16 protein-coding genes are annotated in these 18192 nt (G+C 71.7%); 11 read left to right on the top strand and 5 right to left on the bottom strand.

Annotation, left to right across the window (positions count from 1 at the left end; genetic code table 11):
• Positions 1–32 precede the first annotated feature (32 nt).
• The 4 genes from pyrH to JRG78_RS05720 all read left to right on the top strand — a co-directional run bounded on the left by pyrH (position 33) and on the right by JRG78_RS05720 (position 3297).
• Positions 33–749 (top strand): UMP kinase, encoded by a 717-nt coding sequence (gene pyrH, locus JRG78_RS05705; protein ID WP_272653746.1) that lies wholly within the window; start codon positions 33–35, stop codon positions 747–749.
• A 71-nt stretch (positions 750–820) separates the two neighbouring features.
• The gene (frr, locus tag JRG78_RS05710) at positions 821–1375 is read left to right on the top strand and encodes a ribosome recycling factor (protein WP_272653747.1); all 555 of its coding nucleotides are present in this window, start codon (positions 821–823) and stop codon (positions 1373–1375) included.
• 6 nt (positions 1376–1381) lie between these two features.
• Positions 1382–2719 carry a phosphatidate cytidylyltransferase gene (locus tag JRG78_RS05715; protein ID WP_272653748.1) on the top strand — a complete coding sequence of 446 codons (1338 nt, stop codon included), beginning with the start codon at positions 1382–1384 and terminating at the stop codon, positions 2717–2719.
• Positions 2719–3297 (top strand): DivIVA domain-containing protein, encoded by a 579-nt coding sequence (locus tag JRG78_RS05720; RefSeq protein WP_259608044.1) that lies wholly within the window; start codon positions 2719–2721, stop codon positions 3295–3297. Before JRG78_RS05715 ends, JRG78_RS05720 begins: the two co-directional genes overlap by 1 nt.
• Positions 3298–3330: 33 nt before the next feature.
• Here JRG78_RS05720 and JRG78_RS05725 read toward each other — a convergent pair whose 3' ends face one another.
• Positions 3331–3513: a hypothetical protein gene (locus tag JRG78_RS05725; RefSeq protein ID WP_259608045.1), complete on the bottom strand. Its 183-nt coding sequence runs from the start codon at positions 3511–3513 to the stop codon at positions 3331–3333.
• Between JRG78_RS05725 and JRG78_RS05730 the strand changes: the two genes are divergently transcribed.
• The 3 genes from JRG78_RS05730 to JRG78_RS05740 are packed head-to-tail and all read left to right on the top strand — an operon-like array spanning position 3488 to position 5052.
• A complete protein-coding gene (locus tag JRG78_RS05730) occupies positions 3488–4018 on the top strand; it encodes a transglycosylase SLT domain-containing protein (protein ID WP_259608046.1) in 531 nt (176 codons plus the stop codon). The genes JRG78_RS05725 and JRG78_RS05730 overlap by 26 nt on opposite strands.
• A 9-nt stretch (positions 4019–4027) precedes the next feature.
• A complete protein-coding gene (locus tag JRG78_RS05735) occupies positions 4028–4315 on the top strand; it encodes a hypothetical protein (protein ID WP_259608047.1) in 288 nt (95 codons plus the stop codon).
• On the top strand, positions 4312–5052 hold the full coding sequence (locus JRG78_RS05740) for an alpha/beta hydrolase (protein WP_272653749.1): 741 nt from the start codon (positions 4312–4314) through the stop codon (positions 5050–5052). Before JRG78_RS05735 ends, JRG78_RS05740 begins: the two co-directional genes overlap by 4 nt.
• Here JRG78_RS05740 and JRG78_RS05745 read toward each other — a convergent pair.
• Positions 5027–6082 carry an AI-2E family transporter gene (locus tag JRG78_RS05745; protein WP_259608049.1) on the bottom strand — a complete coding sequence of 352 codons (1056 nt, stop codon included), beginning with the start codon at positions 6080–6082 and terminating at the stop codon, positions 5027–5029. The genes JRG78_RS05740 and JRG78_RS05745 overlap by 26 nt on opposite strands.
• 172 nt (positions 6083–6254) lie before the next feature.
• Between JRG78_RS05745 and JRG78_RS05750 the strand changes: the two genes are divergently transcribed.
• Both JRG78_RS05750 and JRG78_RS05755 read left to right on the top strand, forming a co-directional pair.
• On the top strand, positions 6255–8153 hold the full coding sequence (locus JRG78_RS05750) for a glycosyl transferase (RefSeq protein WP_272653750.1): 1899 nt from the start codon (positions 6255–6257) through the stop codon (positions 8151–8153).
• Between the two features lie 16 nt (positions 8154–8169).
• Positions 8170–9102 (top strand): tetratricopeptide repeat protein, encoded by a 933-nt coding sequence (locus JRG78_RS05755; RefSeq protein WP_272653751.1) that lies wholly within the window; start codon positions 8170–8172, stop codon positions 9100–9102.
• 49 nt (positions 9103–9151) lie between these two features.
• On the opposite strand, the gene glgB is transcribed toward JRG78_RS05755, so the two are convergent.
• The 3 genes from glgB to glgX all read right to left on the bottom strand — a co-directional run bounded on the left by glgB (position 9152) and on the right by glgX (position 15603).
• Positions 9152–11359: a 1,4-alpha-glucan branching protein GlgB gene (gene glgB, locus JRG78_RS05760; protein WP_272653752.1), complete on the bottom strand. Its 2208-nt coding sequence runs from the start codon at positions 11357–11359 to the stop codon at positions 9152–9154.
• Positions 11356–13437 (bottom strand): maltotransferase domain-containing protein, encoded by a 2082-nt coding sequence (locus JRG78_RS05765; RefSeq protein ID WP_442927363.1) that lies wholly within the window; start codon positions 13435–13437, stop codon positions 11356–11358. Before JRG78_RS05765 ends, glgB begins: the two co-directional genes overlap by 4 nt.
• A gap of 96 nt (positions 13438–13533) precedes the next feature.
• Positions 13534–15603 (bottom strand): glycogen debranching protein GlgX, encoded by a 2070-nt coding sequence (gene glgX / locus JRG78_RS05770; protein ID WP_259608053.1) that lies wholly within the window; start codon positions 15601–15603, stop codon positions 13534–13536.
• Between the two features lie 107 nt (positions 15604–15710).
• On the opposite strand from glgX, the gene JRG78_RS05775 reads away from it, so the two are divergent.
• Together JRG78_RS05775 and mnmA are read left to right on the top strand one after the other, a co-directional pair.
• Complete coding sequence (locus JRG78_RS05775) at positions 15711–16877, top strand: cysteine desulfurase family protein (RefSeq protein ID WP_272653753.1); 1167 nt, start codon at positions 15711–15713, stop codon at positions 16875–16877.
• Between the two features lie 50 nt (positions 16878–16927).
• Positions 16928–18025 (top strand): tRNA 2-thiouridine(34) synthase MnmA, encoded by a 1098-nt coding sequence (gene mnmA, locus JRG78_RS05780; RefSeq protein ID WP_272653754.1) that lies wholly within the window; start codon positions 16928–16930, stop codon positions 18023–18025.
• The last annotated feature ends 167 nt before the right edge of the window (positions 18026–18192 follow it).

An 18192-nucleotide genomic window follows, 5' to 3' on the forward strand; every position in this document is an offset into this window, starting at 1 on the left:
CTATCGTGAATCCCGGACGAGAGGACCCATCCATGACCGAACGCACCGGACGCCGCCGCGTCCTGCTCAAGCTCTCCGGAGAGGCCTTCGGAGCCGGGCAGCTGGGTGTGAACCCGGACGTCGTCAGCGGGATCGCCCGCGAGATCGCGGCGGCCGTGGACCGCGTCGAGATCGCCGTCGTCGTCGGCGGCGGGAACTTCTTCCGCGGCGCCGAGCTCAGCCAGCGCGGCATGGACCGCGGACGCGCCGACTACATGGGCATGCTCGGCACCGTGATGAATGCGCTCGCCCTGCAGGACTTCCTCGAGCAGGCCGGAGCCGCCACGCGCGTGCAGTCCGCCATCTCGATGACCCAGGTCGCCGAACCGTACATCCCGCTGCGCGCCGAACGGCACATGGAGAAGGGCCGGGTCGTGATCTTCGGCGCCGGGGCCGGACTGCCGTACTTCTCCACCGACACCGTGGCCGCGCAACGCGCCCTGGAGATCCGCGCCAACGAGGTGCTGGTCGCGAAGAACGGCGTCGACGGGGTCTACACCGCCGACCCGAAGAAGGACTCCGCCGCCGAGCGCATCGAGCGCGTCACCTACCGGGAGGCGCTGCAGAAGGGGCTCAAGGTCGTCGACTCCACCGCCTTCAGCCTGTGCATGGACAACAACATGGACATGCGCGTGTTCGGCATGGAGCCGGCGGGCAATGTCACCAGCGCGCTGCTGGGCGAGGAGATCGGCACGCTGGTCACCGCGTGACCCGGCCGGGCGCGTGTCCCGCGCATCCCGACCGATAGAATTGCCGGAAGAACACGACGATAGGAGAACCCGTGATCGCGGATGTCCTCGCTGAAACCACTGCACGGATGGCACGTGCGGTCGACGCCGCCAAGGAGGACTTCGCGACGGTCCGCACCGGACGCGCGAACCCGCAGCTGTTCCAGAAGCTGCTCGTGGACTACTACGGCACGCCCACCCCGCTCGCGCAGCTCGCATCGCTCGCGAACCCCGAGGCGCGCACGCTCATCGTCACGCCCTACGACAAGTCGGCACTGAAGGCGATCGAGCAGGCGATCCGCGACATGCCGAACCTCGGCGCCAACCCGAGCAACGACGGCAACATCATCCGCGTGACCATGCCGGAGCTCACGCAGGAGCGGCGCAAGGAGTACGTCAAGCTCGTCCGCTCCAAGGGTGAGGACGCGAAGGTGCACGTGCGCGGCATCCGTCGCAAGGCCAAGGACGAGCTCGACGCGTTCAAGGCCGAGGTCGGCGAGGACGAGATAGCGCGCGGCGAGAAGGAGTTGGACGCCCTCACGCGGCAGCACGTCGACCTGATCGACGACGCGCTCAAGCGCAAAGAGGCCGAGCTCCTCGAGGTCTGAGCGCAGATGTCAGGCGATGGCGAGGCGGAGGAGGACCGTCTGCTGACGCGCCGTGAGGCGCGCGCGGGCGAGACCGCAGCGGATGACGTCGGCGACGGGACGCCCGAGGAGGCCGGCTCGTCGGGGCGTCTCTCCGACGCCGTGTTCCCCGCGTTCGACGCCTCCGCGATCCCGCCGCGACCGCCCCTGCCGCCGCGAGCACCGTCGGGCGATGCCGAGAGCGCGGCACCTTCCCTTCCGGCGCCCCCGCCGCCGCTGCGGCTGCCGGCGCCCCCGCCCCCCGCACCGGCGCCGCCGCCGGCATCCGGAACGCCTTCCGGATCCGCCGCCCAGGGCGCCCCGGTACGCGCCGGCGCGCCGGGGCGGGGAGCACGGCACGAGCATCGCCTCGGCACCGGAGACCGCAGCATCATCCGCGAGCAGTGGCACGCCGCGCGCGGGGAACTGGAGTCCCACGTCTCCCACGCCAAGGACCACTTCGACCAGGCCAACGAGCGCATCAAGCAGCGCACCGGCCGCGACCTGCTCGTCGCGATCCTCATCGGGGTCGGATTCGGCGCGGTGCTGCTGGCCTCGCTGCTGATCGTGAAGTGGCTGTTCGTGCCGATCGCCCTCGCCGCGGCGCTGCTCGGTGTGTACGAGCTCGGGCGCGCGCTGCGCGGCGCCGGCCGGCACATCGACATGGTGCCGCAGCTGATCGGCGCCGGGCTCATCGTGCTCAGCGGATACTTCGCCGACGCCTGGCTCAGCTGGGTCGTGCTGTTCGCCTCCGTCGCCTTCGTCGTCGTGTGGCGGATGCTGGCGCAGATGATCGCCCAAGACGGGCGCACCTACGGCGACGTGCTCTCCGACGTCCTCGTCGGCGGCTTCATCCAGGTCTACGTGCCCTTCCTCGCCTCCGTCGCGCTGATGCTGCTCAGCCGCGAGAACGGCGAATGGTGGGTGCTCTCGTTCATCATCGTCGCGGTCGTCGCCGACACCTGCGCCTACGCCGCCGGGCTCGCCTTCGGCCGGCATCCGATGGCGCCGCGGATCTCCCCGAAGAAGACGTGGGAGGGCTTCGCGGGCGCGGTGCTCGGCTCCCTGCTGGCCGGGGTGCTGCTGGCGATGTTCCTGCTCCACGTCCCCTGGTGGACCGGCCTGATCCTCGGCGCCGCGATCCTGCTCTCGGCCACGCTCGGCGACCTCGGCGAGTCGATGCTGAAGCGGGACCTCGGGATCAAGGACATGAGCTCCTGGCTGCCCGGCCACGGCGGTCTGCTCGACCGGCTGGACAGCATCCTCCCCTCGACGGTGCCGGCGCTGGCGCTGTACCTCCTGTTCGCCCCCTGGACGGTTGCCTGATGACTGACGCCCCCGACGCCTCGGACACGCCGGAGCGCCCGCCCGCGTTCCCGCTCACCTCCGGACGCGAGAAGGGGTATCACCGCGCCGCGGTGGACACCTTCCTCGAGGCGGCTCGCCGCGCGTTCGAGAACGACCGGGACGAGCTCACCGCCGAGGACGTGCGCACCGCCTCCTTCCCGCTCGTCCGCGAGGGGTACGTGATCTCTGACGTCGACGCGGCCCTGGGCCGGGTGGAGGATGCCTTCGCCGCCCGCGCCCGCGAGCGCGCCGTGCGCGAGCAGGGCGTCGAGCAGTGGGTGGCGCGCGCCCGCGAGGAGGCGCAGGTCATCCTGGACCACCTCGGCCGTCCCCGCGGGCACCGCTTCGCCCGCACCGGCTTCCTCACCTTCGGCTACCGCGTGGACGAGGTGGACCACGTCGCCGACCGCATCGCCGGGTTCCTCCGCGACGGCGACGCGCTCACCGTCGACCAGGTGCGCACCGCCGCGTTCCGGATGCAGCGCGGAGGCTACCGCGAGGAGCAGGTGGATGCGCTGTTGGACGCGACCGTCGAGGTGATGCTCGCCGTCCGGTGAGTCGTCATCGTCCGGTGAGTTCTCATGGAGGATTCAGCGCTGGATGCGTAGACTGTTGGCCATCGTGACTTCCGATAACGAATCGATCTCAGCCGGACGGCGTTCCGGGCCGTCGGCCACCCGGACCGGAACGCGGCGTCCCATCGCCGCGATCTTCGCGAGCCTGGCGGTCGTCGGCTTCTCGGCCGCAATGATCGCACCGACCGGCATCGCCATCGCCGAACCGCCCGCCGAGGACTCCGCGGTGACCGCGTTCTCCCTCGCCGCGGCCGACACCCAGAACCTGACGGTGTCCGTGGGCGGCACCGACATCGCCCCGGTCGCGCGCGCGGGATTCGAGGTGTACGTCACGCCCAAGCCGGCTCCGGTGCCGGCCGCCGCGCCCGCCGAGGAGGAGTCCGACGGCGGCGACAGCGCGCCTGCGAAGCCGTTCTACACCGGCGGCGGCTCCAAGGAGGAGTGGATGGCCGCTGCGGGCATCGCCCCCGCCGACTGGCCGTACGTCGACTACATCGTCTCGCGGGAGAGCGGCTGGAACCCGAACGCGACCAACAGCTCCTCGGGCGCCTGCGGTCTGGTGCAGGCGCTGCCGTGCAGCAAGGTCCCGGGCAACGGGTACGACCCGGTGGACAACCTCCGCTGGGCCGACGGCTACGCCACCGGTCGGTACGGCAGCTGGGCGGGCGCCTACGCCTTCTGGACGAACAACCACTGGTGGTAACCCGCCGCCATGCCGCGATCACGCAGACGCCGCCCCGCACCGCCGGAGCGTGAGGACGCGCTGGAGCGCCTCATCGCCGGTTGGAAGCGCACCGAGGTGCGTCGCGGCCGGGAGTGGAGCGTGCAGCCGGTGTCCGGTGCGCAGGCCGTGAAGGATTACGTCTGCCCCGGATGCGGGAACGCGATCACCGCCGGCACCGCCCACCTCGTCGCCTGGCGTGCCGACGGCGTGCTCGGGGAGGCCGCCGACCTCGCCGCCCGCCGGCACTGGCACACGCACTGCTGGCGGATCGGGTGACCTTCGAGATCCGCGGGCCCGTCCAGCTCCCCGCCCGGCGAGAGGACGTCGAGCTGGTCACCGCGGACGATCTGACGCTCGTCGGCGAGCACGCCCTGCCGTTGAAGCGGCCGCCCGTGGCGACGCTGGTGACCCTGCATCCGCTGCCTACGGCGGGCGGCTGCATGGACTCGCACATCATCCGCAAGGCGGCCGCCCGCCTGCCCGCCCAGGCGGAACTGGCCGTGCTGCGGTTCAACACGCGCGGCACGAGCTCGCCGCGCGGCACCAGCGGGGGTGCTTTCGACGGCGGCGCAGCGGAGCAGTTCGACGTCGCGGCCGCGATGGACCTCGTGCACGACCGCGGCCTTCCCCGGCCGTGGCTGCTGGGCTGGTCGTTCGGGACCGAGCTGGCGCTGAAGTACGGCCGCGACCACGACGTCGAGGGCGTCATCCTGCTCTCACCTCCGCTGCACCGCGCCACCGACGCCGAGGTGGCCGCGTGGGCGGGCGACCCCCGGCGGATGGTGATCCTGGTGCCCGAGCTCGACGACTACCTCCGCCCCGACGAGGCGCGTCGCCGCTTCGCATCCGTCCCGCACGCCACGCTGATCGCCGTGGACGGCGGCCGGCATCTGTGGGTGGGGGAGAGTCAGACCCGGCGCGTGTTCACCGAGATCGTCGCCGCGGTGAACCCGGATGCCCTGCCGCTGGCGATCACGTGGGCCGAGGTCAGCGCTCGTTCATCCGCGGGATGAGCACCTGCCGGTAGATGATCAGGATGCTCGCGGCGACCGGGATCGCGATCAGCGCGCCGAGGAGGCCGAGCAGCGACCCGCCCGCCAGAGCGGCCACGACGACCACCCCGCCGGGCACCGCGACGGCCCGGCTCATGATGCGCGGGTTGATGAAGTAGGCCTCCACCTGCATGTAGATGAGGTAGTAGATCGCCGCGGCGATCGCCGTGCCCGGCGAGCCCAGACCCGGGATGAGGCAGGTGAGCACGATCAGCGTGGAGCCGGTGAGCGTGCCGACGAGCGGGATCAGCGAGAAGAAGAAGGCGACGACGGCCAGCACGGCCGGGAACGGCGCCTGGATGATGGTCAGGAAGATCGCGCTCAGCACGCCGTTGATGACGCCCAGCGTGACCTGCCCCATCACGTAGTAGCCGACCGAGTCGGTGATCTGGTCGGCGAGGTCGATGAAGCGCGGGCGCTTCGTCGCGGGGACGAGCTGGTACACGGCGCGCTTGAGAGAGGGGGTGGAGGCGGTGAGGTAGATGGTGAGGATCAGCACGATGAACGCGCCGAACAGCCCGGTCACGATCGTCGTGCCGACGACCACGACGCTCTCGGTGATCTGGGTCCAGTTGCCCAGCAGCCAGTTCGTCGCGTTGGTGAAGGTGTCGTCGACGAAGCTCTCCTGCAGCGCCGGGAAGACGGAGAGGATCCACTCCTTCACATCGCTGATCGTGGATCCCTCGAGGAAGGACGTGATCTGCTTCACCAGCTGGCCGATCTGCTCCACCAGGATCGGCACCACCATCAGCACGATCCCGGCGAAGATCGCCAGCACGCCGATGATCGTGATCAGCACCGCGGCCCAGCGCGGCAGACCGCGTCGCTCCAGCGAGGAGACGAGCGGGTCGAGGCCGAGGCTGAGGAACAGGGCGGTCCCGACGTAGAGCAGCACCGTGGACAGCGTCTGCAGGCTGCCGATCAGCAGCACGCCGAGCCCCACCCCGAGCGTCGCCACCAGTGCTGTGCGGAACGGATTGTGGATCTTCATGAGCCCTCCCTCTGCCGAGAAGCCTAGTTCCGCCGACCCCGGCTGACGCGCCGCACGCGCGCGGCGGGTCGCCGAAGGCCTGCTCGTGGGCAATGCCCAGGTGGTTTCGCTAGTCTGAAATGTCGAGCGGGGACCTCCGGCGGATGTCCGGGGTCACGTAAGGAGTCATTTCGTGCGTTTCGTATGGGCCGTCCTGGCCTTCGTGCTGGCCACGCTTCTCATCGGTGCCGGGATCGCCCAGCGTACGGTGTTCATGGGGCCGTCGCAGGAGCGGATGGAGCTGAGCATCGAGGACCCCGAGCCGTACGTGCTCGTCGACGCCGAGGTGCTGCGCGCCAACCCCGATCTGCAGACGCTGCTGGTCCGCGGCGAGGGCGAGATCTTCGTCGCCTACGGCCGCACCGCCGACATGACCGCGTGGCTGTCCGACACCGCCTACAACCATGTCTCGCTCACCCGCACGCAGCGGCCGAAGACCGAGCATGTCGACGCCGCGCAGCCGCGGGAGGACGGGGCCGCGACCTCGGGGCGGAACCCCGCCGGATCGGATCTGTGGCTGGACTCGTTCAGCGACGAGGACGCGCTGGTCGCGGAGATGCAGCTGACCGAGGGGGTCAGCGTGCTCATCGCCCGCGACGGCGTCGAGGACGCGCCCACCGACATCCTCGTCTCGTGGCCGCTGGACACCCGCACGCCGTGGGCGGGGCCGCTCATCGCGACGGGGTGCGTCGTGCTCGCCGCGGGCCTCGTGCTGTACGTCCTCGCCATCCGGCACCAGCGCCGCGGTCGCGGTCCGCGCCGGAAGGGCCCGGGCCCGCTGCCCCCCACCGAGCCGATCGCCCTCGCTCCCGCCCCCGCCCGCGCCGCCGTCGAGGCCGGTGAGGCAGCGGACGGCGAGGTGGTCGCGGGTGAGGCCGGCGCGGATCGCGGCCCCGCGGATGCCGCCGAGGGCACGTCCGGCGCGAAGGGCACCGACGAGGGCACGGCGCCGCGCACCGCGCACCGGAGGCGCCGCATCGCGCTCGCCCTGCCCGCCGTCGTCGTGACCGCCGTGCTCGCCACCGGGTGCTCCCCGGAATCGTGGCCCCAGTTCGGGGAGTCCTCGCCGACCCCGTCGCCGTCGCCCAGCGTGGTCGCGCCGGAGAACCAGAAGCCCCCGGCGGTGACCGAGAGTCAGGCGGTGCGCATCGTGCAGCAGATCGCCTCGACCCTCGAGCAGGCGGATGCCGAGCGCAACATCGACCTCGCCGCGACCCGCCTCGACGGCGCCGCGCTCGACGCGCGCCGCACCGACTACGCCCTCCGCGCCGCGATCCCCGACCGCCCCGCGCCGGCGGGCCTGCCCAGCGACAAGCTCAGTGTCGTCCTGCCCGAGGCGACGGAGACCTGGCCGCGCACCGTCCTGGTGCTGGCCGCCTCGGAATCCGACGAGACGGTGCCGCCGGTGATCCTCACGATGACCCAGGCGGACCCGTGGTCGAACTACCGCATCACGAGCATGGCGGAGATGCCCGCCGCCGTGGAGTTCCCTGACGTCGCCCCGGCCTGGCTGGGCGCCACCCGCGTTCCCGCCGAGTCCCCGTTCCTCGCCCTCGCGCCCGGGGAGGTGGCCGCCGGCTTCTCCGACCTCGTCGACAGCGGCGACGCGAGCGCATTCGGCTCCGCCTTCGACAGCGCGGCGAACGAGCTCGCCGCCTCCATCCGGGAGAGCCGTGCGGCGGTGGTCCAGGGGCTCTCCGACCGCGGGGCCGCCGAGACGTCCTCGGCCGCCTTCGACATGGCGCCCACCGACAAGGAGCCGGTGTCTCTCGCGACCCTCGACAGCGGGGCCGTGGTCACCGTCTCCGTCACCGACACCGAGACGATCACCCCCACGACGCCGGACGCCGTCATCCGCTTCGGCGACAACGCCGAGGCGAAGGCGCTCACCGGGGTCGGCGAGTCGGCCAAGGGCGTCGTCACGACCTACGCGCTGCAGCTGTTCTTCGCCGTGCCGGCCCAGGGCTCGTCCGAGCAGATCCGTCTGCTCGCGGTGCACCAGGACCTCATCGGCGTATCCGTCATCAAGTGAGTGTGAAGGGAACCCCGTGAGCGATATCTCTCCTGCCGCGCTCCGCGGCGCCGTCGACCTGTCGTCGCTGCGCAACCGTCCGCAGCCCCCGGCATCCGGCGAGGCGCCGGCGGCGCCCGGGGGCGGCGCGGTCTCGGACGTCGTCCTCGACGTGACGGATGCCTCCTTCGGCGAGGTACTGGAGCTCTCGCGCACCGTCCCGGTCGTCGTCGACCTGTGGGCCGAATGGTGCGGCCCCTGCAAGCAGCTCAGCCCGATCATCGAGAAGGTGACCCGGGAGCAGCAGGGACGCGTGGTGCTCGCGAAGGTCGACGTGGACGCGAACCCGCAGATCGCCCAGGCGTTCCGCGCGCAGTCGATCCCGATGGTGATCGCCCTCATCGCCGGGCAGCCGGTGCCGATGTTCACCGGCGCCGTCCCCGAGGAGCAGGTGCGCGAGGTGTTCGCGCGGCTGCTCGAGGTCGCCGCGCAGAACGGCGTCACAGGCTCGGTGACGCCGGGCGAGGGCGGGACCGCCGAGCCGCAGGAGGCGCCGCTGCCGCCGCTGCACGCCGAGGCGTACCAGGCGATCGAGGACGGCGACTACGCGCGTGCGATCGCCGCGTACGAGAAGGCCCTGGCGGAGAACCCGCGCGACGAGGACGCCAAGGCCGGCCTCGGTCAGGTGCGGCTGCTCCACCGGGTGCAGGGACTCGACCTGCAGAAGACCCGGGAGGCCGCGGCGGCGGCGCCGCGAGACGTGCAGGCGCAGCTCGCCGTCGCCGATCTGGACCTGGCCGGCGGGCACGTGGAAGACGCCTTCGCACGTCTGCTCGATCTGTTCGCCGAGCTGCCCGCCGGCGAGCGCACGCCGGTGCGCGAGCGCCTGGTGGAGATGTTCGACCTCGTCGGCTCCGCCGACCCGCGGGTCGCCGCCGCGCGCACCCGGCTGGCCTCACTGCTCTTCTGAGACCGCCGCGCCCCAGCCGCGGCCCGACCGCGCCTGAGCCGGCCGCGCCTCAGCCGTGCGCCGGGGTCGGCACGTGCGGCTCCGGCTGGTAGCGGAACCACAGGGTCGACAGGGCCGGCAGCGTCACCGACGCGATCGACGGACCGTCCTCCGCCTCGGGGTGCGCGGCGATCTGGCCGTAGTTGCCGACGCCGTGACCGCCGTACTCCGCGGCATCCGTGTTCAGGACCTCCTGCCACAGCCCCTCCGCGGGGAGCGCGAGCCGGTATCCGGTGCGCGTGGCGCCGGCGAAGTTCGCCACCACCACGAGCCGCCCGCCGTGCGCGTCGCGCCGCTCGAACGCGACCACGCTCGGGTCCCACGTGGGCGCGCCCAGCCGCGAGAACGAGGAGCCGTCGTTGTCCCGCTCCCACAGCGGGGCCTGCGCGCGGTAGATCGCGTTCATGGACCCGACGAACGACTGCAGCTGCGCGTGCAGGGGCTGCTCCAGCAGCCACCAGTCCAGCTCCCGGTCGACCGACCACTCGGCGATCTGCCCGAACTCCTGGCCCATGAACAGCAGCTTCTTACCCGGGTGCCCCCACATGTAGCCGAGGTAGGCGCGCACGTTGGCGAGCTTGTGCATGTGATCGCCGGGCATCCGCGCGATCAGGCTGCCCTTGCCGTGCACGACCTCGTCGTGGCTGATCGGCAGGACGTAGTTCTCGCCGAACGCGTACACGAACGAGAAGGTGATCTCGCCCTCGTGGTGGGAGCGGTGGATCGGGTCGCGCTTGATGTACTCGAGCGAGTCGTTCATCCACCCCATGTTCCACTTGAACCCGAAACCGAGCCCGGCCCGGTTGGTGGGGGCGGTGACGCCGGGGAATGCGGTGGACTCCTCCGCGATCATCACGATCCCGGTGTGCAGCCGGTACGCCGTCGCGTTGACCTCCTGCAGGAACCGGATCGCCTCCAGGTTCTCCCGGCCGCCGTGGATGTTCGGCTCCCACTCGCCGTCCTTGCGCGAGTAGTCCAGATACAGCATCGAGGCGACCGCGTCCACGCGCAGCCCGTCCACGTGGAACTCGCTGAACCAGTAGAGGGCGTTCGCGACGAGGAAGTTGCGCACCTCGTTGCGCCCGTAGTCGAAGATCAGCGTGCCCCAGTCCTGGTGCTCTCCGCGGCGAGGGTCGGGGTGCTCGTAGAGCGGGCGGCCGTCGAAGCGGGCCAGGGCGAAGTCGTCCTTCGGGAAGTGCCCGGGCACCCAGTCCATGATCACGCCGATCCCGGCCTGGTGCAGCCGGTCGATCAGGTAGCGAAGGTCGTCGGGAGAGCCGAAGCGGCTGGTCGGCGCGTAGTACCCGGTGACCTGGTAGCCCCACGAGCCGCCGAACGGATGCTCGGCCAGGGGCATGAACTCCACGTGTGTGAACCCGGTGGCGGTGACGTGCTCGATCAGCGGGTCCGCCGCGTCCCGGTAGCTCAGACCCCCGCGCCAGGACCCGAGGTGCACCTCGTACACCGACATCGGCTGCGCCACCGCGTGCGTGGCCGCCCGGCGGGTGAGCCAGGCGCCGTCGTTCCAGCGGTAGGCGCTGAGCGCGACCACCGAGGCGGTCGCCGGCGGGGTCTCCGCCGCCTGCGCCATCGGATCTGCCTTCAGGATCCAGCGCCCGTCCGGCGTGAGGATCTCGTACTTGTACCGGGCGCCGACCACGACGTCCGGGATGAACAGCTCCCACACGCCGCTCGAGCCCATCGAGCGCATCGCGTGCCCCTCGCCGTTCCAGGCGTTGAAGTCGCCGACGACGCGGACCGCCTTCGCGTTCGGGGCCCAGACGGCGAAGTCGACGCCGGTCTCGCCGTCCAGCATCCGCGGGTGCGCGCCGAGCACCTCCCACAGCCGCTCGTGCCGTCCCTCGGCGATCAGGTGCAGGTCCAGCTCGCCCAGGGTGGTCAGGTGCCGGTACGGGTCGCCGGCGATCGTCTCCTCGTGCCCCTCGTACATGGTCGCGATCCGGTACTTCACCGGGGGACCGTCGTGCCGGCCCTCCCAGATGCCGTGCGCGGTGTGCGCGAGGTCGAGCCGGGTGCCGTCCTCGAAGACCGCCGCGACGGACGCCGCGAGCGGGCGGCGGGCGCGGATGGTCGTGGTGGTGCGGCCCACGGCATCCGTGTCCGGATGCGCGCCGAGCACCGAATGCGGGTCGTGGTGGGACGCGTGGGCGACCGCCGCCCAGTCCTCGGATGCGGTGACGTCCTCGATGTAGCTCATGATCGCTCCTTCACCCTCAGGATGTGCACCGGCTCGGCGAATGCGTCGAGTCGAACGTAGTTGTGATCCGCCCACGTCCAGACGGCGCCGGTGAGCAGATCCTCGACCTCGAACGTGTCGCCCGGCTCGACGCCCCAGACCCGGGTGTCCAGGTGCACGGTCGTCTCGCGGACCGAGTGCGGGTCGACGTTCGCCACGACGATGATCGTGTCGGATGCCCCGGTGCCGGTGAACGTCGCGTCCAGATGCTTGCTGTACACGAGGATCGCGTCGTCGTCGCTCCAGTGGAACGAGATGTTGCGCAGCTGCCGCAGAGCCGGATGCTCGCGACGGATGGCGTTCAGACGGCGCAGCAGGGGAGCGAGCGACTCGCCCCGCGCCTCGGCGCCTGCCCAGTCGCGGAACTTGTACTCGTACTTCTCGTTGTCGATGTTCTCCTCGGAGCCCGGGCGGGCGACGTTCTCGATGAGCTCGTAGCCGGCGTAGACCCCGTACACCGGCGCCGCCGTCGCGGCGATGCAGGCGCGGATGCGATAGGCCGCCCGCCCGCCGAACTGCAGGTACTCGGTGAGGATGTCGTGGGTGTTCACGAACAGGTTCGGGCGCATGTAGTCGCTGGTCTCGTGCGCCACGGAGGTGAGGAACTCCTCCAGCTCCGCCTTGGTGTTGCGCCAGGTGAAGTACGAGTAGCTCTGCTGGAAGCCGACCCGGGCCAGCGCCCGCATCACGGCCGGCCGGGTGAACGCCTCGGCGAGGAAGATCACGTCGGGGTCCTCGGCGTTCACGGCGGCGATCAGCCACTCCCAGAACTGCAGCGGCTTGGTGTGCGGGTTGTCGACGCGGAAGATCTTCACGCCCTGGGCGACCCAGTGCCGGACGATCCGCAGCATCTCCGCGTAGATGCCCTCGGGATCGTTGTCGAAGTTCAGCGGGTAGATGTCCTGGTACTTCTTCGGCGGGTTCTCGGCGTAGGCGATCGTGCCGTCGGGCAGCGTGGTGAACCACTCCGGGTGCTCGGTCACCCACGGGTGGTCGGGGGAGGCCTGCAGCGCCAGGTCGAGCGCGACCTCGAGGCCGAGCTTGCGCGCCGTCCGCACGAACGAGCGGAAGTCCGCGGGCGTGCCGAGGTCGGGGTGGATCGCGTCGTGGCCGCCCTCGGGGGCGCCGATCGCGTACGGCGAACCGGGATCGCCCGGCTCGGCGGTGAGGGTGTTGTTGCGGCCCTTCCGGTTCGTGGTGCCGATCGGGTGGATCGGCACGATGTAGACGACGTCGAAGCCCATGTCCGCGACGGCCGGCAGGCGCTTGGCGGCGGTGCGGAAGGTGCCGCTCTTGATCGAGCCGTCCTTCAGCCGTTTGGCGCCCTCCGACCGCGGGAAGAACTCGTACCAGGCGCCCACCCCGGCCGTGGTGCGCTCGACGACGAGCCGCAGCTCATCGCCGGCGGAGTGCAGGGTGGTCAGCGGCCGATCGGCGAAGAACGCGGCCAGCGTCTCGTCGGTGGCGACGGCGTGCAGCTCCGCGGCGTCCTCGGCCTCGTCCTTCAGCCGCGCGGCGGCGGCCTTCAGCGCCCGCTTCTCGGCGGCGGGCCGGTCGCGCTCCTTCCCGGCGCGCGTGAGCAGCTCGACGCCGAGGGCGGACATCACCGGCACGTCCACGGCGGCCTCGGCCTTGACGGACGCGGCGTGCGCCCACGTCGCGAAATCGTCGGAGAACGCCTCGAACCGGTATCGCCACACCCCCTGCGCATCCAGCGCGACCTCGGTGCGCCAGCCGTCGGTGCCGTCCTTGAGCGGCGTCAGCCGGTGCAGCGACTCCTCCCCGCTCGGGTCGGTGAGCCGCAGGTGCACGCCGATGAGGTCGTGGCCCTCGCGGAACGCGACCACGCGGAACGGCACCACCTCCCCGGCGAACGCCTTCGCCGGGTATCCGTCCGCGACCCGGGGACTCGGGTCGGTCAGCGGGATGCGCCCGGCGATGGTCGCCGGCTCGTGCGGGGACCGCTCCGGCGCAGGCCGCAGGGGGATCTGTGCGGCGCTGCGATGCGCCGTCGGACGAGTGCCAGTACGTGCAGCCACATCTTGAACATACCGTTCCCGGTGGCACCGAGGTAGGTCCGCGACGAGGTCGTGTCGCAGGGTCGCCGATCCGGGCGGGCGCCGCCGTGCGACCGGCTACTCGACCCGGAACAGGTGCATGGACGTGCCGGCGATCGGCAGCACGTCGCCGGGGGCGAAGGTGCGCTGCTCCTCGCTCGGGCGCTCCTCGGCGCTGGACCACAGCGAGATGAACGACGTGGCGCCCTCGATCGACTCGGGGAGCCGCACATCGGTCGGGTTCTCGTTGCCGTGCACGATCAGGAGGATGCGGTTGTAGTCCTCCTTGTCGGGCGTGGAGGCGGCGACGTACTGGAGCGTGCGGTTGCGCGGGTCGTTCCACTGCTCCACGTCCATGGTCTCGCCGTTCTGGTCGTACCAGTCCATGACCGACGCGTTCGGGATGTGCTCGCCCAGCCGGGCGTACCGGGACGGGCGCAGCGCCGGGTTCTCGGCGCGCAGCCGGGTCAGCAGCGACACGTGCGCGACGAGGTCCTCCTGCCACGGCTCGTGCTCCCAGTGCAGCCAGGTCAGCGCCGAGTCCTGGCAGTAGGCGTTGTTGTTGCCGCGCTGGGTGCGGCCGAACTCGTCTCCGGCGGTCAGCATCGGGATGCCGGCCGAGAGCAGCAGCGTGCCGAGGAGGTTGCGCATCGCCTTCCGCCGCGCCGCGAGGATCACCGGGTCGTCGGTGGGACCCTCCACGCCGTGGTTGAAGGAGCGGTTCATGTCTGCGCCGTCGCGGTTGTTCTCGCCGTTCGCCTCGTTGTGCTTGACGTCGTAGGAGACGAGGTCGTGCAGGGTGAACCCGTCGTGCGCGGTGACGAAGTTGATGCTCGCGAGCGGACCGCGCTCCTCGCTGAACGTGTTCGCCGATCCGGCGAGCCGGCTCGCGAAGCCGCCGATGCCGACCGGGGCCGATGCGCGCCGGGCGTAGTCGATGTCGCTGAGCCAGAAGTTGCGGACCCGGTCGCGGTAGCGGTCGTTCCACTCGCTCCACCCGGTGGGGAAGTTCCCGGTCTGCCAGCCGCCGAGCCCGACGTCCCACGGCTCGGCGATGATCTTCGTGCCCTCCAGGGCCGGGTCGTCGCGGATGGCGAGCAGCAGCGGATGCTCGGGGTCGTACTCGTGGTTGGCGTCGCGTCCCAGGGCGGTGGCGAGGTCGAAGCGGAAGCCGTCGATCTGCATGTCGTTCGCCCAGTAGCGCAGCGAATCCAGCACGAGCCGCGCCGCGGCATCCGTCGCCGTGTTCACCGTGTTGCCGCAGCCGGTGGTGTCCACGTAGGCGCCGTCGGGCAGCTGGCGGTAGTAGAGGGCGTTGTCGATGCCGCGGAAGCCGGAGCGGGGCCCGCCCATGCCCTCCTCGCTGGTGTGGTTGTACACCACGTCGAGGATGACCTCGATGCCGGCCTCGTGCAGCAGCTTGACCATGCCCTTGAACTCGCGCAGCACGGCCTCGGGGCCGCCCTTACGCGCGCCCTCGGTGGCGTACGCGTAGTGCGGGGTGAAGTAGTTCAGGGTGTTGTAGCCCCAGTAGTTCGTCAGCCCCCGCTCCAGCAGTCGCGGCTCGGGGACGAAGGCGTGCACCGGCAGCAGCTCGACCGCGGTGATGCCGAGCGACTGGAAGTACTCGATCATGGCCGGGTGAGCGAGCCCGGCGTAGGTGCCGTGCAGGGCGGTGTCGACCTGCGGATGCCGCTTGGTGAGCCCCTTGATGTGGCCCTCGTAGATGATGGTGCGGTCGAGCGGGGTGCGCGGCTTCTGCACGCCGCCCCAGTCGAAGCCGTCCTCGATGACGACCGAGCGCCACTCCTCATAGCCGTGGCCCTGGGCGAGGCCGCGGGCGTACGGGTCGAGCAGGAGCGTCTCGGGGTTGAACATGTTGCCCGGTCCGTGCGGGCCGTTCACGCGCAGCGAGTAGCGGGTGCCGGGCTGCAGCAGGTCGGAGGTGACCTCCCAGACGCCGCCCGGACGCCGCTCCAGCGGCACCTGCGCGACCTCCCAGTCGAGGTCGGCGGCGTCGAAGACGACGAGCTCCATGGACGACGCGTTCTGCGACCAGACGCGCAACGTGCCCACACCGTCGTGCAGGCGCACGCCCAGATCGTCGAGGGCGGTGTCCCCGAGGGGCGGAGCGGTCTGCGCGGGCATGACGAACAGCTTATCGCCGGATCGCCGGTTCTGATTCCCGGTCGCATGGGCTGTGAGTCTCGGTCCCGGTACGGGATTCGCGCAGGCGGCGGTGCGAGGATGGGACGATGCGGTTCTACCTCGACCACGCGGCGACCGCGCCGCTGCGCCCGGAGGCCCGCGATGCCTGGATCGCGGCCGGCGCGATCGTCGGGAACGCCGCGTCGACGCACGGGGCGGGACAGGACGCCCGCCGGCTGCTGGAGGAGTCGCGGGAGCGGGCGGCGGCGGTGCTCGGCTGCGACCCCGTCGAGGTGGTGTTCACCTCCGGCGGGACCGAGGCCATCAACACGGCCCTCCGCGGACTGTGGGAGCGGCGCAGGGCGGGTACGGAGGCGATCGTGCTGCCGGATGCCGAGCACCACGCCACGATCGAGACGGTCGCGGATCTCGCCGCGCGCGGTGCGGTGGTGCGTCGCGTCGCCGTGGACTCCCTCGCACGGATCAACGTCGCGGCCTTCGCGGAGGCTCTCCCGGGTGCGGCGCTGGCGACGGCTCTCGTGGCGAGCAACGAGGTCGGCACGGTCAACGACGTCGCGGGGCTCACCCAGGCGGCGGCGGATGCCGGGGTGCCGCTGCACCTGGACGCGGTCGCGGCCTGGGGTCACCTGCCGCTGTCGTTCCGCGGTCTGCGCGGCGACGCCCCGGACGGCTCCGGGCTTGTGGCGATGACGGTCGCCGGGCACAAGATCGGCGCGCCGGTCGGGATCGGCGGGCTCGTCGTCGCGCGCTCCGCCCGGATCGCACCGCTGCTGCACGGCGGCGCCCAGCAGCGCGGCCTGCGCGCCGGGACGCAGGACGTGCCGGGGGCGGCCGCGTTCGCGGTGGCGCTCGAGGCCGCAGAGGCCGAACGCGAGGCGGAGTCGGCGCGGCTGGCCGCCCTGCGGGACCGGCTGGTGGACGGCATCCGGGACCGGGTGCCGCGGGCGGAGCTGCTGGGCGATCCTCGGGACCGTCTCCCCGGAAACGCTCATGTTCTGTTCCCCGGCGCGGTGGGGGAGAGCCTGCTGTTCCTGCTGGACATGGCGGGGATCGCGGCGTCCACCGGCGCCGCATGCCAGGCGGGCGTCGCCGAGCCGTCGCACGTGGTGATGGCGATGGGGCGCAGCGAGCAGGACGCGCGCAGCGTGCTGCGATTCACGCTCGGCCGCACCTCGACGGATGCCGACGTGGACGCCGTGCTCGCCGTCATCGCCGACGCCTACGCCCGCGCCTCCGGCACCCCCGGTCGCTGAGCGGGCGCGCCACCGGCCCCCGTTCAGCCACCCGCTCGTAGACTGGACGGATGCGGATTCTGGCGGCGATGAGCGGCGGCGTGGACTCCGCCGTCGCGGCGGCGCGGGCGGTGGACGCCGGCCACGACGTCGTCGGCGTGCACCTCGCCCTGTCCCGCGCCGGCGGCACGCTGCGCACGGGTTCGCGCGGGTGCTGCACCATCGAGGACGCCATGGACGCCCGCCGCGCCGCCGACCGGCTCGGCATCCCGTTCTACGTGTGGGACTTCTCCGCGCGCTTCCGCGAGGACGTGATCGAGGACTTCGTGTCCGAGTACCGGGCCGGGCGGACCCCGAATCCGTGCCTGCGCTGCAACGAGAAGATCAAGTTCGCCGCGCTTCTGGAGCGCGCCCTCGAACTCGGCTTCGACGCGGTCTGCACCGGCCACTACGCGACGCTCGTCGAGGGTCACGGCGGTCTGGAGCTGCACCGCGCCTCCGATTCCGCCAAGGACCAGTCCTACGTGCTCGGCGTGCTCACCGCGGCGCAGCTCGCGCACACCTACTTCCCCCTCGGCGACACTCCCTCGAAGGCGCTCGTGCGCGCCGAGGCGGAGCGCCGCGGCCTCGGCGTCGCGCAGAAGCCGGACAGCCACGACATCTGCTTCATCCCCGACGGCGACACCCGCGGCTGGCTCGCGGAGAAGGTCGGCGCCGCGCGGGGCGACATCGTGGACCGGACCGGCGCCGTGGTGGGCAGCCACGACGGCGCGCATGCGTTCACGGTCGGACAGCGCCGCGGTCTGCGGCTGGGCGTCCCCGCTCCGGACGGGAAGCCGCGATTCGTGCTCGAGGTGCGTCCGGTCTCGAACACCGTGGTCGTGGGCCCGAAGGAGGCGCTCGCGATCGCGGAGATCGCGGGGGAGCGGTTCAGCTGGGCCGGCGCCGCGCCCACGGCATCCGAGTTCCCGTGCGAGGTGCAGATCCGCGCGCACGCCGACCCGGTGCCGGCGACCGCGTTCGTGACCGATGCCGGAGTGCGCGCCGTCCCGGACGAGCCGCTCGACGGCGTCGCCCCGGGTCAGAGCGCGGTCCTCTACGTCGGCACGCGCGTGCTCGGTCAGTTCACGATCGACACCACGGTCTCCGCCGTCCCCGTCGGCGCCTGACCCGCGAATCCCCCGTCCATTTCGCGCGGATCTGTGCGCTTCCCGCGGACGCATCCGCCCGAGGCATCCGCGCGTAGCGCACATGGCCGAGCGAGTGCAGTGCGAGTGCGAGCGCGAGCGACGGATGCCGCGACCCGCACGCACCGAAGTCGCTCGGCGGGACGGCG

This window comes from Microbacterium sp. EF45047 (assembly GCF_028472845.1).
GTDB lineage: Bacteria > Actinomycetota > Actinomycetes > Actinomycetales > Microbacteriaceae > Microbacterium > Microbacterium neungamense.